Annotated in this window: 15 protein-coding genes and 1 pseudogene; 7 read left to right on the top strand and 9 right to left on the bottom strand. The window is 52.1% G+C overall.

Annotated elements, in window-relative coordinates:
• The first annotated feature begins 29 nt into the window (after positions 1-29).
• From chvE to ACL02P_RS19910, 5 genes and pseudogenes are all read left to right on the top strand, one after another.
• On the top strand, positions 30-1,088 hold the full coding sequence (gene chvE, locus ACL02P_RS19930) for a multiple monosaccharide ABC transporter substrate-binding protein (RefSeq protein WP_412838268.1): 1,059 nt from the start codon (positions 30-32) through the stop codon (positions 1,086-1,088).
• 95 nt (positions 1,089-1,183) lie between these two features.
• Positions 1,184-2,713 (top strand): multiple monosaccharide ABC transporter ATP-binding protein, encoded by a 1,530-nt coding sequence (mmsA, locus tag ACL02P_RS19925; protein WP_412837941.1) that lies wholly within the window; start codon positions 1,184-1,186, stop codon positions 2,711-2,713.
• Positions 2,714-2,717: 4 nt separating this feature from the next.
• Positions 2,718-3,881, top strand: a complete 1,164-nt coding sequence (mmsB, locus tag ACL02P_RS19920) for a multiple monosaccharide ABC transporter permease (RefSeq protein ID WP_009223865.1) — start codon at positions 2,718-2,720, stop codon at positions 3,879-3,881.
• Positions 3,882-4,189: 308 nt separating this feature from the next.
• Positions 4,190-5,769: pseudogene (locus ACL02P_RS19915) on the top strand (oleate hydratase).
• A gap of 152 nt (positions 5,770-5,921) precedes the next feature.
• The gene (locus tag ACL02P_RS19910; protein ID WP_009223863.1) at positions 5,922-6,923 is read left to right on the top strand and encodes an Rpn family recombination-promoting nuclease/putative transposase; all 1,002 of its coding nucleotides are present in this window, start codon (positions 5,922-5,924) and stop codon (positions 6,921-6,923) included.
• 35 nt (positions 6,924-6,958) lie between these two features.
• On the opposite strand, the gene ACL02P_RS19905 is transcribed toward ACL02P_RS19910, so the two are convergent.
• From ACL02P_RS19905 to ACL02P_RS19880, 6 genes are all read right to left on the bottom strand, one after another.
• The gene (locus ACL02P_RS19905; RefSeq protein WP_009223862.1) at positions 6,959-7,144 is read right to left on the bottom strand and encodes an aspartyl-phosphate phosphatase Spo0E family protein; all 186 of its coding nucleotides are present in this window, start codon (positions 7,142-7,144) and stop codon (positions 6,959-6,961) included.
• Positions 7,145-7,348: 204 nt separating this feature from the next.
• Positions 7,349-8,761, bottom strand: coding sequence for a helix-turn-helix domain-containing protein (locus ACL02P_RS19900; protein ID WP_412837940.1), 1,413 nt, complete (start codon positions 8,759-8,761; stop codon positions 7,349-7,351).
• A 196-nt stretch (positions 8,762-8,957) separates the two neighbouring features.
• A complete protein-coding gene (locus tag ACL02P_RS19895; RefSeq protein WP_412837939.1) occupies positions 8,958-9,851 on the bottom strand; it encodes an aldo/keto reductase in 894 nt (297 codons plus the stop codon).
• Positions 9,852-9,876: 25 nt separating this feature from the next.
• Complete coding sequence (locus ACL02P_RS19890) at positions 9,877-10,170, bottom strand: L-rhamnose mutarotase (RefSeq protein WP_412837938.1); 294 nt, start codon at positions 10,168-10,170, stop codon at positions 9,877-9,879.
• Positions 10,171-11,730, bottom strand: a complete 1,560-nt coding sequence (locus tag ACL02P_RS19885) for an IS5 family transposase (protein WP_412837309.1) — start codon at positions 11,728-11,730, stop codon at positions 10,171-10,173.
• 252 nt (positions 11,731-11,982) lie between these two features.
• Positions 11,983-13,416: an aldehyde dehydrogenase gene (locus ACL02P_RS19880; RefSeq protein ID WP_412837937.1), complete on the bottom strand. Its 1,434-nt coding sequence runs from the start codon at positions 13,414-13,416 to the stop codon at positions 11,983-11,985.
• Positions 13,417-13,791: 375 nt separating this feature from the next.
• On the opposite strand from ACL02P_RS19880, the gene ACL02P_RS19875 reads away from it, so the two are divergent.
• Positions 13,792-14,349: a molybdopterin-dependent oxidoreductase gene (locus tag ACL02P_RS19875; protein WP_412837936.1), complete on the top strand. Its 558-nt coding sequence runs from the start codon at positions 13,792-13,794 to the stop codon at positions 14,347-14,349.
• The gene (locus tag ACL02P_RS19870; protein WP_412837935.1) at positions 14,231-14,539 is read left to right on the top strand and encodes a molybdopterin dinucleotide binding domain-containing protein; all 309 of its coding nucleotides are present in this window, start codon (positions 14,231-14,233) and stop codon (positions 14,537-14,539) included. Before ACL02P_RS19875 ends, ACL02P_RS19870 begins: the two co-directional genes overlap by 119 nt.
• A gap of 68 nt (positions 14,540-14,607) precedes the next feature.
• On the opposite strand, the gene ACL02P_RS19865 is transcribed toward ACL02P_RS19870, so the two are convergent.
• The 3 genes from ACL02P_RS19865 to ACL02P_RS19855 form a co-directional block, all read right to left on the bottom strand.
• Positions 14,608-15,054, bottom strand: a complete 447-nt coding sequence (locus ACL02P_RS19865; RefSeq protein WP_009223855.1) for an Hsp20/alpha crystallin family protein — start codon at positions 15,052-15,054, stop codon at positions 14,608-14,610.
• Between the two features lie 575 nt (positions 15,055-15,629).
• Positions 15,630-16,478, bottom strand: coding sequence for a DsbA family protein (locus ACL02P_RS19860; RefSeq protein WP_009223854.1), 849 nt, complete (start codon positions 16,476-16,478; stop codon positions 15,630-15,632).
• 166 nt (positions 16,479-16,644) lie between these two features.
• Positions 16,645-18,837 (bottom strand): alpha-galactosidase, encoded by a 2,193-nt coding sequence (locus tag ACL02P_RS19855; RefSeq protein WP_412837934.1) that lies wholly within the window; start codon positions 18,835-18,837, stop codon positions 16,645-16,647.
• Positions 18,838-18,841 lie beyond the last annotated feature (4 nt).

Below are 18,841 nucleotides of genomic sequence, written 5' to 3'. Positions count from 1 at the left end.
AGGTAACGGCCATTTTACTTACTTTGGTGATGGTATTCGCCCTCGCGGCTTGCGCCAACGGCGGAAACGGCGGCAGCAGCGGATCGGGCAACAGCGAGAAAGGAACGATCGGCATTTCCATGCCCACGAAATCGTCCGAACGCTGGGTGAACGACGGCAACAACATGGTCAAGGAGTTTCAGGCTCTTGGCTATGGTACGGATCTGCAATACGGAGAAGACGTCATCGAAAACCAGGTGTCCCAAATCGAAAACATGATCACCAAGGGCGTCAAAGTCCTTGTCATTGCGGCCATCGACGGAGGCTCACTAACCGATGTGCTGCAAAAAGCCCACGATCAAGGCATTCAAGTCGTCGCCTACGACCGGCTGATCATGAACAGCGAGTACGTTGACTACTACGCCACCTTCGATAACTTCAAGGTTGGCGTGCAGCAAGCCTCCTACATTGAAGAGAAGCTGGGACTTAAAGAAGGCAAAGGCCCATTCAATATCGAGCTGTTCGGAGGCTCTCCGGATGATAACAATGCCTACTTCTTCTATAACGGCGCCATGTCTGTGCTGCAGCCGTACATCGATTCCGGCAAGCTCGTCGTACGCAGCGGTCAAACCAAAATGGAGCAAATCGCCACGCTGCGCTGGGACGGCGCCACCGCCCAGGCTCGCATGGACAATTTGCTGAGCGCTCACTATACCACGGAGAATATCGACGCCGTGCTTTCCCCTTATGACGGAATCAGCATCGGCATCCTCTCCTCGCTCAAAGGTGTGGGTTACGGCTCCGGAAGCAAACCGATGCCGATCGTAACCGGCCAGGATGCCGAGCTGGCCTCGGTCAAATCGATCCTTGCCGGAGAGCAAACGCAAACCGTCTTTAAGGATACCCGCGAGCTGGCGAAAAAGGCGGTCTCCATGGTCCAAAGCATTCTGGAGGGCACGGAAGCCGAAGTCAACGACACGAAGACTTACGATAACGGCGTGAAGGTGGTTCCTTCTTACCTGCTCGAACCGGTCTCTGTCGACAAGGACAACGTTGAATCGGCGCTCGTCGACACCGGCTACTACTCCAAGGAAGATCTGGGACTCTAAACATCATTAACTTGTGGTGACCGGCATAGCGGCGGACGCGGATTCGGGCGGCCGTCGCTGTGCCCGTACCGTGAGCGAAAGGCCAGGTGACGCATGTGAGCAACACGATTTTGGAAATGCGGGGCATTACGAAGACGTTCCCGGGGGTCAAGGCGCTCAGCAATGTCAATCTCAAGGTCAAATCCGGGGAAATCCATGCCTTGTGCGGGGAGAACGGGGCAGGCAAATCGACATTGATGAAGGTGCTGAGCGGCGTCTATCCGCATGGCTCTTATGAAGGCGAGATCTTGTTCGAAGGCAAGGTCTGCGAATTTAAAGATATCAAAGAAAGCGAGCAGCTGGGGATCGTCATTATCCATCAGGAGCTGGCGCTGATCCCCTACCTCTCCATCGCGGAGAATATTTTTCTTGGCAATGAACAGAGCAAGCACGGACGGATCGACTGGAACGAAACGACGGTGAAAACCAAAGCATTGCTGAAACGGGTGGGCTTAAACGAATCCCCGGCCACGCGCGTATTGGAGCTGGGCGTCGGCAAGCAGCAGCTGGTGGAAATCGCCAAAGCCTTAGCCAAACAGGTCAAGCTGTTAATTTTGGACGAACCCACGGCCGCCCTAAACGAAAATGACAGCGAAAACCTGCTGGAGTTGATCCTGGAGCTGAAGAAACAAGGCATCACCTCCATCATCATTTCCCACAAATTGAACGAAATCAGTAAAGTTGCCGATTCGATTACCATTCTTCGGGATGGCCGGACGATTCAGACCTTAGATATGAAGGCCGATCAGGTGACCGAGGATCTCATCATCAAGGGCATGGTTGGCCGCGATCTTACCCACCGTTATCCGGAGCGGGTTCCCCGGATCGGTGAAGTGATCTTTGAAGTCCGGGGTTGGGAGGTCACCCATCCACAGCAAGACGATCGGAAAGTGCTGGACAATATTAATCTCAATATCCGTCGCGGAGAGATCGTGGGGATCGCCGGTTTGATGGGAGCCGGCCGGACCGAACTGGCGATGAGCTTATTCGGCCGATCCTATGGGCGGCATATTAAAGGTCAGCTGTTCCTGCATGGCAAAGAGGTCCGATTTAACGACATCAGCCAGGCGATTAAGCATGGCGTCGCTTATGTCACCGAAGACCGTAAGCAGTATGGCTTAATTTTGATCGACGACATCAAACGCAACATTTCGCTGGCTTCGTTAAAGAAGCTGTCCCGCCGCGGCGTGATCAATGAACGGGAGGAAGTGTTGGTCGCGGAGGAGTACCGGAGCAAGCTGAACATTAAAACGCCCAGCATTTTGCAACAAACGGTCAACCTGAGCGGCGGCAATCAGCAGAAGGTCGTCCTCAGCAAGTGGATCTTCGCCCAGCCGGAAATTTTGATTCTCGATGAGCCAACACGCGGCATTGATGTCGGAGCCAAATATGAAATCTATTCGATCGTCAATCAACTGGCAGACGAGGGCAAAGGCATTTTGTTCATCTCCTCGGAGCTCCCGGAGATTCTCGGGATGTGCGACCGCATCTACGTCATGAGCGAAGGCCGGATCACCGGGGAAGTGCTACGCGAGGACGCCACCCAGGAAGTATTGATGAAATCCATGACTCGAGGCAGGGGGTAGACCGATGCAAGCGGTTAGCGAACTTTTTCGAAAAAACATACGTCAGTACGGCATGATTATCGCCTTAATCTTCATCACCATCTTGTTTCAAATTTTGACGGGCGGCATCTTACTCAAACCGCTCAACATTACGAATCTGATCTTGCAAAACAGCTACATTTTGGTGCTGGCCATCGGGATGGTGCTTGTGATCATCACTGGACATATCGATTTGTCCGTCGGCTCCATCGCCGCCTTTATCGGGGCTTTGGCTGCCATCATGTTGGTGGATTTTCAGTTGCCAACGTTCCTTACCATTATCATTTCACTGGTGATCGGCGGGCTGATCGGTGCCTGGCAAGGATTTTGGGTCGCTTACGTAAAAATCCCCGCCTTTATCGTCACATTAGCCGGGATGCTGCTGTTCCGGGGCTTGACGATGATCGTGCTTGGCGGCCAGTCGATCGCACCATTCCCGAAATCGTTCCAACGCATCAGTTCCGGCTTCATTCCCGACTGGTTTGGCGGCAGCAGCCTTCATATCCTGACGATTCTGCTTGGTCTGGCGCTCTCCCTTCTCCTCATTTGGCAGGAATGGAAGGAGCGGCGAACCCAGCTCAAATATCAGTTTGAGGTCGCGCCGATTTGGGTGTTCGTCACGAAGCTCGTACTGCTCGTTGCCATCATCAACATATTTACCTTTGTGCTGGCAACCTACAACGGGCTGCCGAACATCTTGATCATCCTGTTCTTCCTGATCGTCATTTATTCGTTCGTTATGAACCGAATGGTGGCGGGCCGCCATATCTATGCGCTTGGAGGCAATGAGAAGGCCGCCAAACTCTCCGGCGTCAAAACCAAAAAGGTGACGTTCTGGGTCTTCGTCAACATGGGCGCCCTGGCTGCACTGTCCGGCCTGATCTTCGCCGCCCGCCTCAACTCGGCTACGCCGAAGGCCGGGACGAACTTTGAGCTCGACGCGATCGCGGCCTGCTTCATCGGTGGCGCCTCTGCCTCCGGCGGCATCGGTACCGTCATCGGCGCGATTATCGGCGGCCTGGTCATGGGCGTGATGAACAATGGCATGTCGCTGATCGGGCTTGGGGTGGATTGGCAGCAAGGCATCAAAGGGCTGGTCCTGCTTCTCGCCGTCGCTTTCGATATTTACAATAAGTCGAAGACGACTTAACCCCAGGACCTTGATGTTCCTAAACCTCCGCTATCGATTTGGCGGAGGTTATTTTTTTGAAGGCTAGCTTGAGCGGGAGTATAATGAAAGACAGGATGATCTACCTATTTTTTCCACAAAGCAGGTGATTCCCTTGTCCAGCTCCCATCTGACCAAGGCGAAATCTGGCTGATTCCGTCGGAATCCTAGACACTCCTTAGGGAGTGTCGTTTTTTTATACAGGCGCCCTGCATTGTTGATTTCGCTCGCCCCCAAGACAGATTACATTGAAATTGTTCCATTCATCACATTCTTTGGAGGTGAAAGTTATGTCTGCAGATCGTCACACCCATCACGTTTATTTTGTTGGCGGAGGGATCGCTTCACTGGCGGGGGCCGCGTTCCTGGTTCAGGACTGCGATTTTCCCGGCCAACATATTCATGTGCTGGAGGAAATGAAGGTGCTAGGCGGCAGCAACGATGGTGCCGGAGACGGTGAACGCGGATATGTGATCCGCGGCGGCCGAATGCTGAATGATGAGACTTATGAAAATACATGGGATTTACTGCGCTCCATCCCTTCCTTAGACCATCCGGAGCTCTCGGTGCGAGATGAAATCATCGCTTTCGATACCGCCCACCCAACCCATTCCAACGCAAGGTTAGTAAACCGAGACGGCCAAGTGGCGGACGTCACCTCGATGGGCTTTGATATGGCGGACCGGCTTGCGATGGTCAAGCTGATCATGACCCCGGAAGAGAACCTGGGCACCGCGCGAATCAATGACTGGTTTGGCCCGCATTTTTTTAAGACAAATTTCTGCTACATGTGGGCAACAACCTTTGCCTTCCAGCCCTGGCACAGCGCCGTGGAGTTCAAAAGATACATGCTTCGGTTTATGCATGAATTCCCGCGAGTCCATACGCTGGAGGGAGTCACCCGCACACCTTATAACCAATACGACTCCGTCATTCTCCCGCTGCAAAAATATTTGGAGGGGCACGGCGTAGACTTTTCGCTGAAATGCACAGTTACGGATCTGGACTTCCGCGAAGGCGATGAAATCACCGTGACGCGGATGCACTATCTGAAAGACGGAGAGCCCCGAGTCCTGGATTTAGGAGAAGGGGATCTGGTGATCGTCACCAACGGTTCGATGACCGAGGGCTACAGCCTGGGCTCCATGAACACCCCGCCGAAGCTGAACGGCAAAGGCAGCTCTTGGCAGTTATGGGAGCGGATTGCCGCCAAGAAACCGGGCCTTGGACGTCCATCTGTCTTCGCCGACCATATCGACGAGTCCAAATGGGAGTCGTTTACGGTGACTTGTCAGGGCTCGCGCTTTTTTGACCGGATGGAAGCTTTCTCCCGCAACAAGACGGGAACCGGCGCACTGGTGACCTTTAAAGATTCAAGCTGGTTCATGTCCATCGTGCTGGCTCATCAGCCGCATTTCCGTAATCAGCCGGAGCATGTGAAGGTCTTCTGGGGCTATGGATTATTCCCGGATGGCATTGGGGATTATGTGCCTAAAAAAATGTCCGAATGTACCGGTGAGGAGATTCTCACCGAGTTGCTGCACCATCTCCACTTCCAAGAAGACATGGAAGCGATCTCTCCACCGCCAACTGTATTCCATGTATGATGCCGTTCATCACCTCGCAGTTCATGCCTAGAGCGATTGATGATCGGCCGAAGGTTATCCCGGACGGCTCCACAAATTTAGCATTTATCGGCCAATTCTGCGAAATCCCGGACGACGTTGTCTTCACTGAAGAATACTCTGTTCGGACGGCCCGTATGGCCGTGTATGGCCTGTTGGGACTGAACAAGCCGATTGTCCCTATCAATCAGTACCAGTACGATGTACGTACGTTGCTGCAAAGCTTGGTCACTTCCTTCCGCTAAGAATGGACAGGGGTGATAAAAATTGCCAAAACGACCCATTTCGGATAAACTAGGCTTAATTGAATCTTAAGCAAAGTGAAGCACACTTACGCATCTGTCCATCTTGGCGCGCGTAGTGTGCTTTTTTGCGTTTGGAAAGGAAGTGTGACCTGTTGTTGGTATCAACATCATCTTTAGTCCAACAAGTCGGTGAGGAATCGCAAAGCGGGAACTATGGGAAGAAAATCATCCCTCATGACGAAGCGTTTAAAAAGCTGTTGCATACGTTTTTCGCGGAATTTATCGCATTGTTTTTTCCTGAACTTGAATCGCAGCTGGACTTCAGCCAAACCCGTTTCCTTATGCAGGAGCAGCTTGTGGATGTGGTGGGAGAAGAAGCGCGTACGCTCGATCTCCTGCTGGAAACCAAATATATCGGTACGGATGCCTTCATCCTCATCCATCTGGAGCCTCAATCGTACCGACAAGCAGACTTCCACGAACGGATGTTTATCTACTTCAGCCGGCTCTTTGAGCGGCACCGGAAAGAGCACCAGCTCATCATCCCTATCGCCATCTTTACATCCGCAGAGAGTAAAAATGAGCGAAATTCCTTAAACATGTCGATTCTGGGAGAGGATATCCTCCAATTTCGGTTTCTGAAAGTCGAGCTCATCAACCAACCCTGGCGCAGATTCATTGATTCCAACAACCCCGTGGCTGCTGCATTACTCGCTAAAATGGGCTACAATAAAGGGGAGGAACGGGAGCTCCGTCTAGCCTATCTGCGCATGCTGCTGCAGCTCAGCCAAAGACTGGATCAAGCCCGTCTAGCGCTAGTGATGTCTATCGCCGATTTATATTTCGAGCCGGATCCCCGGCAGGATGAAGAAATGCTTCGGGAGCTGGCGAAACAATATGCAAAGGAGAGTGAAGTGATCATGGAATTAATGCCCGCATGGATGCGTCAAGGATATGAGAAAGGGTTGGAAGAAGGCCTGGAGAAAGGTATAGAACAAGGGATCGAAAAAGGATTTGAAAAAGGGATCGAACAAGGCACCCTCATCGAACGCCGGCAAATCGCGCGCAGGTTGTTATCCAAGGGCTTCACTCTGGAAGAAATTGCGGATATGACCCAATTGTCTATCGAGGAAATCAAGAAGATTATGAATTAAGGAATTAGCCAACGGACAAAGAAAAGAAGCCGCATCTACGCGATCGGCTTCCTTCTTCGGTAATTGGAATATATGACTTGGCTATATTTATTTAACAAGCGGTCAAGAACAACCGACTGATGGAGAACCCGTGCATGGCGCATTCCGTATCTCTGTGCGAGCCGATTTAATTCTTGTCTTTCCAATTCGATCCGAAATCTGATTTTTTCAGAATTGTTCATCACTATCACCCTAGGAACATATTAGAAGAGGTTGCCAAATATTGCATAATGAGACCTAATGCAAGAAACAAAAAAATTCCATTTTTTGAAATGGAATTTTAAAATAGGGCCAGTAGGATCTAGCCAAGCCTTATTATAGATTTCTATTAGTAAATGAATTAACCCCATCCGTGAGAAAATAACGTCATAGCTACCGGATAAAAGCTAACCATAATTATAGCCGAAACCGCCCAAAATGCTTTCTTTTTCATTTTCCCACACCTTTCTACATAACTCAGAATAAGTATTGCATTGTTTCAAAGAGGCGTGCTTCCGATGCAACTCAAATAATGCCATATTATTAACTATCAGATCTTTGCTGTTTAACAATATACTTAACTCCATACTGAATAAGAGATGATATATCCCTTCTTCATATAGAGCTTTTCGAAAATAATAGAGTGCGTAGTTCTGAAAAAAAACTGCACGTCTAAATATAAGTGATGGCTCTTTGTAATTCGATTTTGATGTCTGTTTGATTTTTCTATAATCATCAATATCATCGGAGAATTTATTTAAAATTTCATCGATAAAGTAATTATGTCGATTAGACGCCTCAATTAACGTGGTTAGCCCTTCAACAATTTCACCTGGATGCTCTTCAAGGAATTTTACATACTCCCCTATCAACTCTTGATTTCCTGATTTGATATCCATGCACATCCAGTTAGCGTATGCAAACATCTTAAGTTGCTCTACTTCGGCTTTCCCCGCTTCATCGAGACCCTCAAACCAGCTCAAATCTGCATACTTCGGAATCCACTTCTTGGATTCTTCAAACATTCCACGGTACTCATAAGAGCTAGATTTAATTAAATAAGCTCTTCCATAATAGTAGACCAATGGACGTTTAGGTTTGAAGTCTTCATCCATCCAGATGCGTCTGTTGTAAAGGGCTTCGGTGAATTGACAGAGCTCATCCGCATAATTCTCAACTTCAGACCAATTAAATCTCAGTGCGTAAATCTCAGTTAGCATCAGTAAACCATCGAGAGCATAGGCTTCAGGCAACCGATATCTGTAAGGTAAAAATTGCAATGCAGCTTTAAAGCCTCTTCTCGTATCAGTTTGAAATATTTGAAATATCCGATAATAACTCATCGCCAAGCGTTCGGAGTGGCTAGATCGCTCACTTTCGATAACGCTTTCATAGAGTATAACCGCAGCCTCTTTCCAACCTTGTTCATACATCATTTCGGCTGTATCGAAAATGCCCGCGATTTGTTTCAAATCCTCTAACAAACGGTTTAGAACCTGTTTAATGCAGTCATGCTTCTGCAACTCGGCGCATCTCAGCAGGAACGGCCGCAGCCTCCTCCAATGCGGAGCCGTTGAAGTAAAACATTCATCTGCGTATAAATCGTAAAAGTGTCCTTCAGGCAACCCCATCGCAGCCGTAATCCGATCCAATTGTCCGATGGCAATCGGCCGGTTCCCGTTAATAATTCCGCTTAACGTTCCGACGTTCACCCCGGCGGATTCCGAGAAACGGTGCAGGGTTGTCCCTTCGCTCTTGATGTAATCTTCCAGTTCTGCGCGAATCGTGGTTGTAGATATCAAAAAATTATCACCCCCCAATTCCGCGACCTTCTGCGAGCCAAAGGATTCTCGGCTAACAGAGGAGTCAAACGACATCCAATGACATCAAGCAACACCATATCCTACTAAACTTCCAATATATGTTTACATATTAATCCTAAATTTGACAATTGTCAATATGAAAAAAGACCGATAAGCAAACTTTTTGTCTGCTTATCGATCTTTATGGGGGTTCTTAGATTTCCAGCTCCGCCGCAGCCGCATTAGCCTCCACTTGCGCAGGGTTCTTGCAGCCCGGAATCACCGTGCTGACAACAGGATTCTTCAGGCACCAGGCCAAGGCCCACTGAGCCATGTCCACACCCTCCGGCACTTCATTCCGCCGAATCTCTTCCACTTCCTCCAGCTTGCGCCGGGTGCTTTCCGGATCATGACGATGGCGTACATCGGTTTCGCTGAACACCGCGCCCGGTTTATACTTGCCGCTCAGATAACCGCTCGCCAGAGGAACTCTTGCAAGCACACCGAGTTGCTGGCGCTCGCAGGACGGGAACACCCGATTCTCCGGCACGCGGTCGAGCCGGTTATAAACCACCTGAATCGCCTCCACCCCTACCTTCGATGAAGCTTCGGTCTGATGCAGGTTGTCGTTGCTGCCGATCGACGTGCCCAGATGGAGGATTTTCCCGGCTTGCTTTTGCTTATCCAGCAGCGTCCAAAGTTCATCATTATCAAACGCCGCATCCGGGCCGGAATGAAACTGATACAGATCGATATAGTCCGTCTTCAACGCTTTCAGCGAAGCATCAAGCTGTTGTAGTACCGCCGCAGCATCAAAGCGGTCCGTCCGCGTAAACCGTTCATGAAATTGATGCCCAAATTTCGTGGCGATCAGCCAGTCCTCCCGGTTGCGCCGGCTCAGATAATCCCCGATAAACGATTCGGACAGATGGTCGCCATAACATTCTGCCGTATCGATCAGATTGATGCCCAGCTCCCGGCCCCGATCCAAGATCGCATCCACTTCCGCTTGCGTGTAGTTTAAACCCCACTCCCCGCCGAATTGCCAAGTTCCAATGCCGACCACGGAAACGTTGAGACCGGTTTTTCCTAATGTCCGATATTTCATGTTCAAGAATCCCTCCGATTCGCCTCTATTTCAAGTAAAATACCTCGCGCATCGGCACGATCGGCTGCGGCTCATTAAAGTCAAACGAACCCTCCACCATGCCCGACGTAATTGCATTCCACCGCTGACACACCTCGCTGGCCGCAATGTACTTGAACGCCGCGTCCGGATCATCGCATTCAAAGCAATAGAAGAACTGATTCCCCTGCTGAAAAATCGAATAATTGCGAATCCCGGCTTTGCGATGCTCCTCCAGCACCTCGGGCCATGGGTTCAAATGCATCTCTACATAGGGCTTGCTGAACAATATTCGTTCCATCTACACCCAACGCAAGTCTCTAAACCCAAGCAGTCTGAAAAAATGCAAAAAGAGAACACGCAGTCGCCGCTCCAGATTCATGACCAGAAACTGAAGGGCGATGACGGTCAAACTGGTTTCGGCGCCACGCGCCCGAATGCGACCTAGGCCCAATTTGCGCTTGCCTTCTCCAAATTTTCCTTCGATCGCATTACGCTGTACAGCGTCCTGGCGCTCTTGCCGACGATCGGCGACTTCACTTTGCTCTTTCGAGGGTCTGCCGAGCTTCGGGCCACTAAGGCGAATCCCTAGCGTTTTGCAATAGTTCAGGTTGTCTCGATTGCGGTAGATTTTATCGGCTAGAATGACGGCGGGATAATACCCGAATCGCTGTTTGTACGCTTCCACCGATGCTTGCAGCGTGGTTGCCTCGTTGAAGCTGTCCCATTGTGCCGTTTCGATCCAAGCGTAACCGTCCACCAGACTGACGGCGATTTTGGCGCCGAACTCCACGTTCGCTCCAGCTTTGCCTCGAACCATCGGACGTACATGCGGCTGTTCGATACTCACGATGCGATCGGCGACGACATGCGTATTCTTCTCTAGCATTTCGCGCTGCTGACGGTAGAGCTCCGAGATGATCAGAAGCTGGCGATAGTGTCTTTTGCTCAGTTCCGTGAGAGGCGTATACTTCAAGAGGGCTTCAATAATCCGCAGATTCCGTCCCACGTAGCCAAGTTGCTTTTTGATCGCTTTGCGGATCACCTTGCCCGATGCCTTGCGTTGCTTGGAAACACTCAGGTACGATTTTCTGGCTTTCTCGCGGTACGTGCGCGGCTTCTCCATCGCTCCGACATGGGGACGGTGCAGCACGTCGATGATGTCTTCCAGGATTTCACGGGCGTGATTCAGCAGCCCCAAGTCAGTCGGATACTTGATGTCCGCAGGCGCGCATGTCGCATCCAGCATGAGGGTGCCCTTGTTCATGACTTCCGCTGTCGGTGCGGCTGTAGATGGCAGGACGTGTAGCTTTTTCGCCATGTTGCGGGGTTTCTTCGCCACAACAGGGGGCTCCTCGGGAATAGAGAAAGCGTCCCCTACCTCCATGGTGAGCTGCGAGCCGCCCGCGTCGTTGTCGTCGTCATCGCGATCTCGCTTGGACGATTTCGGTTTCGCCTCGACCTCTCGCTCTGCTTGCAGCGCGGCTTGGGCGATCCAGTCGTTGACTTCAGCTAGGATTTCCAAGCCGAGCCGTTCCCGAAAATGCGTGAGCAGGGAGTGATGAAACGGCACTTTATCGACATACGCGGTGTAGCCCAAGAAGAACTGCAAATATGGATTTTCCTGGATTTGTAAGGTGGTCTCGCGGTCACTTAAACCAAGGCGCTCTTTGATGATGAGCGAGCCGAGGGCGATACGTGCCGAGTATGCCTTTTGGCCGATGGCTGGGGACTTGAACGAGCTCACATATTTCTCTTCTACTTTGTCCCAAGGGATGATCGCCGCAAGCTGCACCCACCGATTGGTTGGATTTAATTTTCCGCCAAAGGGCAAATAGAAGTTTTCCAACAAGTCTGCCATATCTCGATTCAGCACGAACACTTTCGCTCACTCCATCTGCAAGGTTTTTTACCGATTTTCCGTGTTTTCTTTGCAGATGAATTCGACAAAAGTGCCTCTAAACCCTTGTGAGATAAGGATTTTTTGATTATTCAGCAAGCCCTACATAAGCCTCCAGTTGATCTTCCTTCACCTGCCAGGTCCAGGCAAATTTCCGGCTTGGACTGATTTCCATGATCATCCCTCCCATGAAATTTTCATACCATTAGCATACTACTTGAAAAAACGTCGAATCAGCTTCAGCTTGCCAGCCGTATAAGGCGGATAGATGAAGCTCAAGTTCACCCGCGTTGACTTTTTCAGCACGCTTTTCCGATGAGAGAAGGTTTCATAGCTGTAACGGCCGTGGTAGGCTCCCATCCCCGAAGAGCCGACACCGCCAAAGGGCAAATACGGGCTCACCAGATGCATGACCGTATCGTTCACGCACCCTCCGCCAAATGAAACGGACTCCATCACCTTCCGTTCCGTGGCGGCATTGCTCGTAAACAAGTACAACGCCAGCGGCTTGGGCCGCTCACCAATCTCCCGGAGCGCCACATCTAGGTCTCGATAGTCCAGCACCGGCAAAATCGGTCCAAAAATCTCTTCCTGCATCACGGAGTCTTCCCAGCTGACGTTGTCCATAATCGTTGGCCCCAAATACAGATCCTCACGGTCTCCGTCCCCGCCAACCACAACTTTGGACGGCTCAAGCAATCCCATCAGTCGGCTCCACTGCTGCTCATTCACGATCCGCCCGTAGTCAGGGCTTTGCCTTGGATCCTCACCGTAGAAGGCTTTGATCTGCGCCTTCATTTTGGCAACCAGCTCCGCTCGCACCGACTCGTGAACGAGTACATAGTCCGGAGCCACGCAGGTCTGACCTGTATTTAGGAACTTGCCCCAAACGATACGCTGCGCAGCCAGATCGAGGTCCGCCTCTTGATCCACGATGCAAGGACTCTTCCCGCCAAGCTCCAGGATAACCGGCACCAAATGCTCCGCAGCGGCCGCCATGACGATCTTTCCAACCCGAATACTTCCGGTGAAAAAAATAAAATCCAGCGGCGCATGGATCAGCGCAGACGTCGCCTCCGGCCCTCCCTCTATGACTCGTATGTAATCGGGTTCAAAATATTCGCCAAGCATCTCGGCGATCACCCTGGAGACATGAGGGGTATACTCCGAAGGCTTCACGATCGCGGCGTTTCCCGCAGAGATCGCTCCGATCAACGGGTCGATCACCAGCATAAACGGATAGTTAAACGGGCCGATGATCAAGGTCGAGCCGTAAGGCTCCCGATAGATGTAGCTGCTGGAGCCGATATGGGCCAGCGGAGTTCGAACCCGCTCCGGCTTGGCCCAACGCCTCAGATGCTTTATCACGTAGCGGATGCTGTCGTAAGCATAACCCACTTCCGTGCTGTAGCCTTCAAATTCAGGCTTGCGCAAATCTCGCTGCAGCGCTTCCAAAATGCGCGTTTCATAACGTTTAATCGCGGTCTTCAGACGTTCCAGCTGACGCAGCCTGAATTCTACCGGCCGCGTGGCACCGGATCGGACGAATTGCTGCTGCGCGCGGACGACCTCCGAAATAGTTTGCTCTAAGGTTTGCGCCGGTTGCGGTTCGGTTGGAGCTTGGGTAGAATTTGCAATTTGGCTCAAGGCGGTTCCCTCTTTTTCCCGAATAATCAATGTCATTCCTGTCTGTCTCTTCTATTGTAACCCGAAATGGGGGAGCTGGGCATCTTTGGACATTAAGCTTCAATTCAGGTTAGCGGCGTATGATGGTCTTGCCTGCTGCCAAGCCCTATCTATCTTGGCTTGAGGCGAACCTCAATGCAACACGGAATGGAGTGAAAGACCCATGAGCGAAAATCTCAAGAGGGCCGGCCGTCGCACTTCGAAAAAGAAGCTGGCCATTTATTTCCTCGTGCCTCTTTAGGGGCATTGGCGGGATTTTATATGGTTTGGTGGACCGCTATTTGATCGAGCATGTGGAAGTGGTTGTAACTCACCTATTACGTGGCAGATGTGCAAGTGAAGGATGCTCAGGTGCTGCAGTCCGCTTTTGCAGAAGACAGCTTTGGACGTAACATCACACAGACTACGTACCGGGATCCCCTAGGACACGATCCGTCAAGTGGCTCGGGGATTCGCCGGGGCAAAGCGCGGAATGGTTCTTACCGCGCGGGGGTTGGAGCAGCAGGTGAACGGCGTGGAGCATACGCTGCAGTACATGTCGTCGTCGACCTGTTCGAGACGGAGACGTCCGCCTACGCGGATTGGCTGCTGCCCGGCACGTCCTTCCTCGAAGTGGAAGAGACGATGACGAACCTCGAGGGCCGGGTGTTCTGCCGGCCCCGGGTGTTTGAGCCAGCCGGCGCGGCGCTGCCGGACGCCTGGCTGCTGTGCGCCCTCGCCGAACGGCCGGGCCCGCTTGACCACGCTGCGCGGGTCGCTGGAGGTCGCCGCCAAGGTGACGGCGGACATCCATCCGCGCACGAAGTTTGTCCCGTTCCATTGGAGCGGCGACTTAGCTGTGAACCGGCTGACGAACGACGCCCTGCACCCCGTCAGCCGAATGCCGGAGTTTAAGATCTCCGCCGTTAGGGCGGAAAGCGTGGAAGCGGGGGACACTGGTTCCGGCGCAGACACAAGTGCTGACGGCGCTTCTTGGGGCAGCGCCCGGGACGACGGGGAGGCCAAGTACACTGCTGTGCAACACACCGCCGAGCGCACCGCTGATCCCGCCGCTCTTGTGGCATCTCGTCATGAGCGAAGCTGATGATTTATGTAACACAAAGGAGGCTATCCTCTCCAGCAAATTTGCTGGAGGGATAGCCCCTGTTTATATTAATCGCCGTCTTGAATTTGGATGCGTTTAGAGCGGGTCGGTTGCCGTTTCGGCACCTCCAGCTTCAGAACGCCATCCTTCAAGGACGCGCGAATATCTTCTTCAGCAATGTCCTGCACGTAGAATCTGCGTACGTATTCGCCGTGCCGGCGTTCCTTCCGAACGATTTGATGGTTCGTATCCTCCATGTTGTGGTCTTCATTACGAACCGCTTTGATTGTCAAGTAAGGTGCGGCATAGTCGATCTCGATGTCCTCTTTTCGGAAACCAGGCAATTCCGCTTCAACCAGATACGCTTGATCCGTTTCACGGATGTCCGTTCTGAAAGAAAGCGGCGAATTTTTAAACGGTGCAAAAAAGTCATCATTGAACACATCATTAAACGTTTTAGCCAACTGTCCAAACGCATCTTCCCTGTGTCTGCCAAAAGGAATCAAATCAAACATGATTATTCATTCCCCTTTCTTTAGTTTGACCTTATTTGACCTTACATCCTCATTATATGCTTCCACGACCAAAGTGACAAAAGTGATTTTAGCCCAAACAGCCTTGTATCGGGCGATTTTCGCGAATTTTTCCTCGTCGCTTAGGGCTTGACTTTTGATTTGACCTTCTTTGACCTTTGATCTTCACCAAATTTCCTCATAAAGATTTTCTGTCCTGCTGCCCTTTGGATATGGAAGTAACGCTATCGTTAAGATACCTCGAGATATCGCAACCTATTCATGGTAAAAGTAAGATAACGAATTTATATCCTTACTGTTTACATGCCCGGACTAATGGTTTTTACATGGAGGTGGAGTTCTTGAACAAAACCATCAAACTTCGCATCGTCTGGATCATCCCAAACGTATTAATGTATCTTTTTTTCATCGGTATTGGTACTTTTATACTTTGCAATGCGAAGGGTCTAAGGGAAATCCATCGATTTGGCTATCTAAAAACTCGAAGGCTACGAAAAAAGCGACTTCAACGTCGCTTTTCATAAGACTTAATATGAATATCCTATTATGTCCGTGAATTAGTCGGTTTCCGCCAGCTCCGCCTCAATCGCCGCCGCCAACTCCTCGTAGGAAGCGCTTGGCAGCAGCTCCCCGTTCACCATGAATTGAGGGGTTCCGTTGACCCCGTAGTAACCACCTGTTTTGAAATCTTCTTTGACCGGCAGCATGTAGGTATATTCTTTTAAATCCTTCGCGAACCGATCATAGTCGATCCCCTCGATATTCTTCTTCACGAAGTCCAGCAAAAAGTCAGGTGTCGCCCAAATTTTCGTCTCATCGCCTTGGTGTTCATACAGCTTACGCTTGAACTCCCAGAACTTCTCATTACTCTGCGCCGCGATCGCTTCGCCCGCGCTGGCCGCCATGATCGAATCCCGGTCAATAAACGCATAATTAATGAAAAATAACTCGATTTTACCGGTATCGATGAAGTCCTGCTGCAGCTGGTCCATATAAGTTTCTTCCCACTTCTTGCAGGCCGGGCATTTGAAATCAGCGAACTCGATGACTTTGACCTTGGCGTTCGGATCGCCCAAATGCGGCTGTTTCTCATACTTCAAGCCCTCGGCCGTGTAGTCGCCTTTGATTTCCGTGTAGTTCGGGAGATCCTTTAATTCAGAAGTATCCGAATCTTTCAGGAACACAACAGCCAGGGTGATGACCAAGACTCCGATTAAAATGAGAGAACTAACGAAAATCAAACCGGATTTCGTACTCCCCCGACCGTTTTCTGATCTGCTGGCAGCTTTACCTGCCTTCCCCTTGCCTATGTTCTTGTTGTCAGGGGTTGTCCGGTTGGATACCGTCTTGTGGGTTGAGGCTGGTTTCCCGCCGCCGCTCCGATTGCTTCCCTTGTTATGGGCCATCCGCTATCCTACCTCCATATGGATTCGTTTCGTCCCCATTCTAGCGTATGGCCCACGGCAAGGGACGTAATTTAGGTCACAGAGTGCTGCTTCTTCAACTCCTCGATTTGTTGTTCGAGTCTTTGGAGGCGTTTATGCACTCTATAGAAATACGGTTATCATTCTGTTATAACCGCCGCAAGTATACAAACCGGCTGGCGTAATCGCCGGCCAAGGTCAGCGGCAGGCCGAGGCGCATCAAGGTGGAGCCGTGCCAGACGTTGTCTTCGGCCAAGTCGGAGGCGGAGCCGACGGGTTGGGCCGCGCGTTGATCGGCGGTGTTGTCCGCCTCCGCGGGTAGTGCCTCCCCCGGCACTGCAACCCGATACCGTGCATCCGGCTCTAACCCCCGCAGGCGCAGCCGCAGCTCCGCGTCGCCGAAATATTGTGCCTGCCGAAAGGCAAACACGGCGATTTCATCCCGGTCTCGGGCCACATACTGCCATGCGGCGACATCACCTTCCGCAAAAGAGGCCAGCCGATACAAATCGCCCTCAGCCACCAGATGACGCACCTTTTTATACAGCGCCACATAACGGCTGGCTTCGGCTATTTCCGCCTCGGACCAGCGGGCGATGTTCGCGCCGATGCCCAGCCCGCCCAGCATGGCGCTGTGGAAGCGGAACGACAGCGGCAGCCGCCGGCCGTTCATACCGTGCGGGGACTCCGTGACCCAGCACATCATGACGGAGGGGCTGTAGGCGTAGGAGAAGCCCTCCTGGATCGTCAGCCGGTCCCGGGCATCCGTATTGTCGCTGATCCAAGCCTGGTCCGCAAACCGCAGCATGCCGAGATCGATCCGCGAACCGCCTCCGGCGCAGGTCTCGAACTCCACCCGCGGGAAACGGCGCAGGAGCTCGGCCCAAATCTCGTACAAGTGGTTGACGTGCTTGATCCATACCGACTCCTCGGCGTGCTCGTGCAGCGGGATTGCGCCCGGCTCCGTGATCGTGCGGTTCATATCCCATTTGACGAAGGCGATGTCGTAGGTACTGAGCAGATCCGTCATAAACTCAAGCACAAACGCCTTGACCTCCGGCTTGCCCAAGTTCAGCATCAATTGATTGCGCAGCAACGTTCCTTCACGCGTTGGGAATTGATAGACCCAATCGGGATGGTTCCGGTACAACTCGCTGTCCGGATTGACCGATTCGGGTTCAACCCACAGTCCGAAATCCATGCCAAGCCGTTTCACCTCGTCGATCAACTCCTGCAGTCCGTTCGGGAATTTCTGAGGGTTCACCTGCCAGTCGCCGAGACCGGCCCGGTCGCTGTGGCGCGCGCCAAACCAACCATCGTCGACGACAAACCGCTCCGCGCCGATCCGGGCCGCCTGTTTAGCCAACTCGATTTGCTCCCGGACGTTCACCGCGAATTCCGTCGCTTCCCAGGAGTTGTACAACACTTTTCGTTCCCGTGATCCGGGCAGCACGTAGTCCCGTTGATAGTTGTGCAAATTCCGGCTCATCTCTCCGAAGCCGCCGGAGACAAAGCCCCCCGTAAACACGGGGGAGGTGTAGCTCTCCCCGGGGCCCAAGGTAAACGCCCCATCGAAGTCATTGACCCCGCCGACAACGCGGACATGGCCAAAGGTGGTGGATTCCAGGACGATTTTCCAGTTGCCGCTCCAACTTAACGCGCCGAACCAAACGTTCCTGGATATCTCGTCCGCCTTGCCGCCATCCAGCGCAAACCAAGGATTGGCATGCGCACCGGTGAAGCCCTGCCGCGATTCCAGCACCTTTTTGCCTTCGGTGAGCGGGGCCCGCCGGAGTTGGTATTCACCGGCCCAGCGGCCGGTCACATGCGTCAGCCGGACGGACGGCTCGGCTGGGGCAGACCAGGCCGCCGCCATGACTTGATCGATGCGAATCGGCGTCCCCTCCTCGTTCACTACCTTGACCGAGCGTTCAATTAAATCATATTCCTCAATGACCCGGTAATGCAGCTCCACCCGCAAGCGATAATACTCGTCGCTCAGGCGGACCATCAATTGGCCGCCCCGCTCGCTACTTCCCATCTCGTATCCTTCATAACGCAGCCGCAAATCGCGGACGCCGTTTTGGAACCTCACCTTCAGGCAGGGCTCTGCATATAAAGTACCGCCCCAACCTCCATACTCCTCTCGTTCCCGATTCACCTCGGCATCGAAGGAACTGTGGTGACGGAGGTGAAGCAAATCGGCGCATTCCGCAGCCTCCACGGGCTCCCCCCAATAAAGGTGCTGCACCGTCCCGTTTTCGTTAATGCCAAATACATAAGACGAGCTTTTCATGCGGATATCAAATATTTTCCCTGCTTCCAAAACCTGAATCGCCAAATGA

Origin of the sequence: Paenibacillus sp. MB22_1, from assembly GCF_047200555.1 — a bacterium.
Lineage (GTDB): Bacteria > Bacillota > Bacilli > Paenibacillales > Paenibacillaceae > Fontibacillus > Fontibacillus phoenicis.
Note: the sequence above shows the minus strand (reverse complement) of the source record. Positions and strands in the feature narration are given on the sequence as shown.

What these genes read in the sequence shown, in the direction of transcription:
- ACL02P_RS19905 (WP_009223862.1), bottom strand. Translation starts at nt 7,144, where the DNA reads ATGAACAATTCTGAAAAAATCAGATTTCGGATCGAATTGGAAAGACAA.
- ACL02P_RS19865 (WP_009223855.1), bottom strand. Translation starts at nt 15,054, where the DNA reads ATGTTTGATTTGATTCCTTTTGGCAGACACAGGGAAGATGCGTTTGGA.
- ACL02P_RS19895 (WP_412837939.1), bottom strand. Translation starts at nt 9,851, where the DNA reads ATGAAATATCGGACATTAGGAAAAACCGGTCTCAACGTTTCCGTGGTC.
- mmsB (WP_009223865.1), top strand. Translation starts at nt 2,718, where the DNA reads ATGCAAGCGGTTAGCGAACTTTTTCGAAAAAACATACGTCAGTACGGC.
- ACL02P_RS19860 (WP_009223854.1), bottom strand. Translation starts at nt 16,478, where the DNA reads ATGGCCCATAACAAGGGAAGCAATCGGAGCGGCGGCGGGAAACCAGCC.
- chvE (WP_412838268.1), top strand. Translation starts at nt 30, where the DNA reads ATGGTATTCGCCCTCGCGGCTTGCGCCAACGGCGGAAACGGCGGCAGC.
- ACL02P_RS19890 (WP_412837938.1), bottom strand. Translation starts at nt 10,170, where the DNA reads ATGGAACGAATATTGTTCAGCAAGCCCTATGTAGAGATGCATTTGAAC.
- ACL02P_RS19885 (WP_412837309.1), bottom strand. Translation starts at nt 11,730, where the DNA reads ATGGCAGACTTGTTGGAAAACTTCTATTTGCCCTTTGGCGGAAAATTA.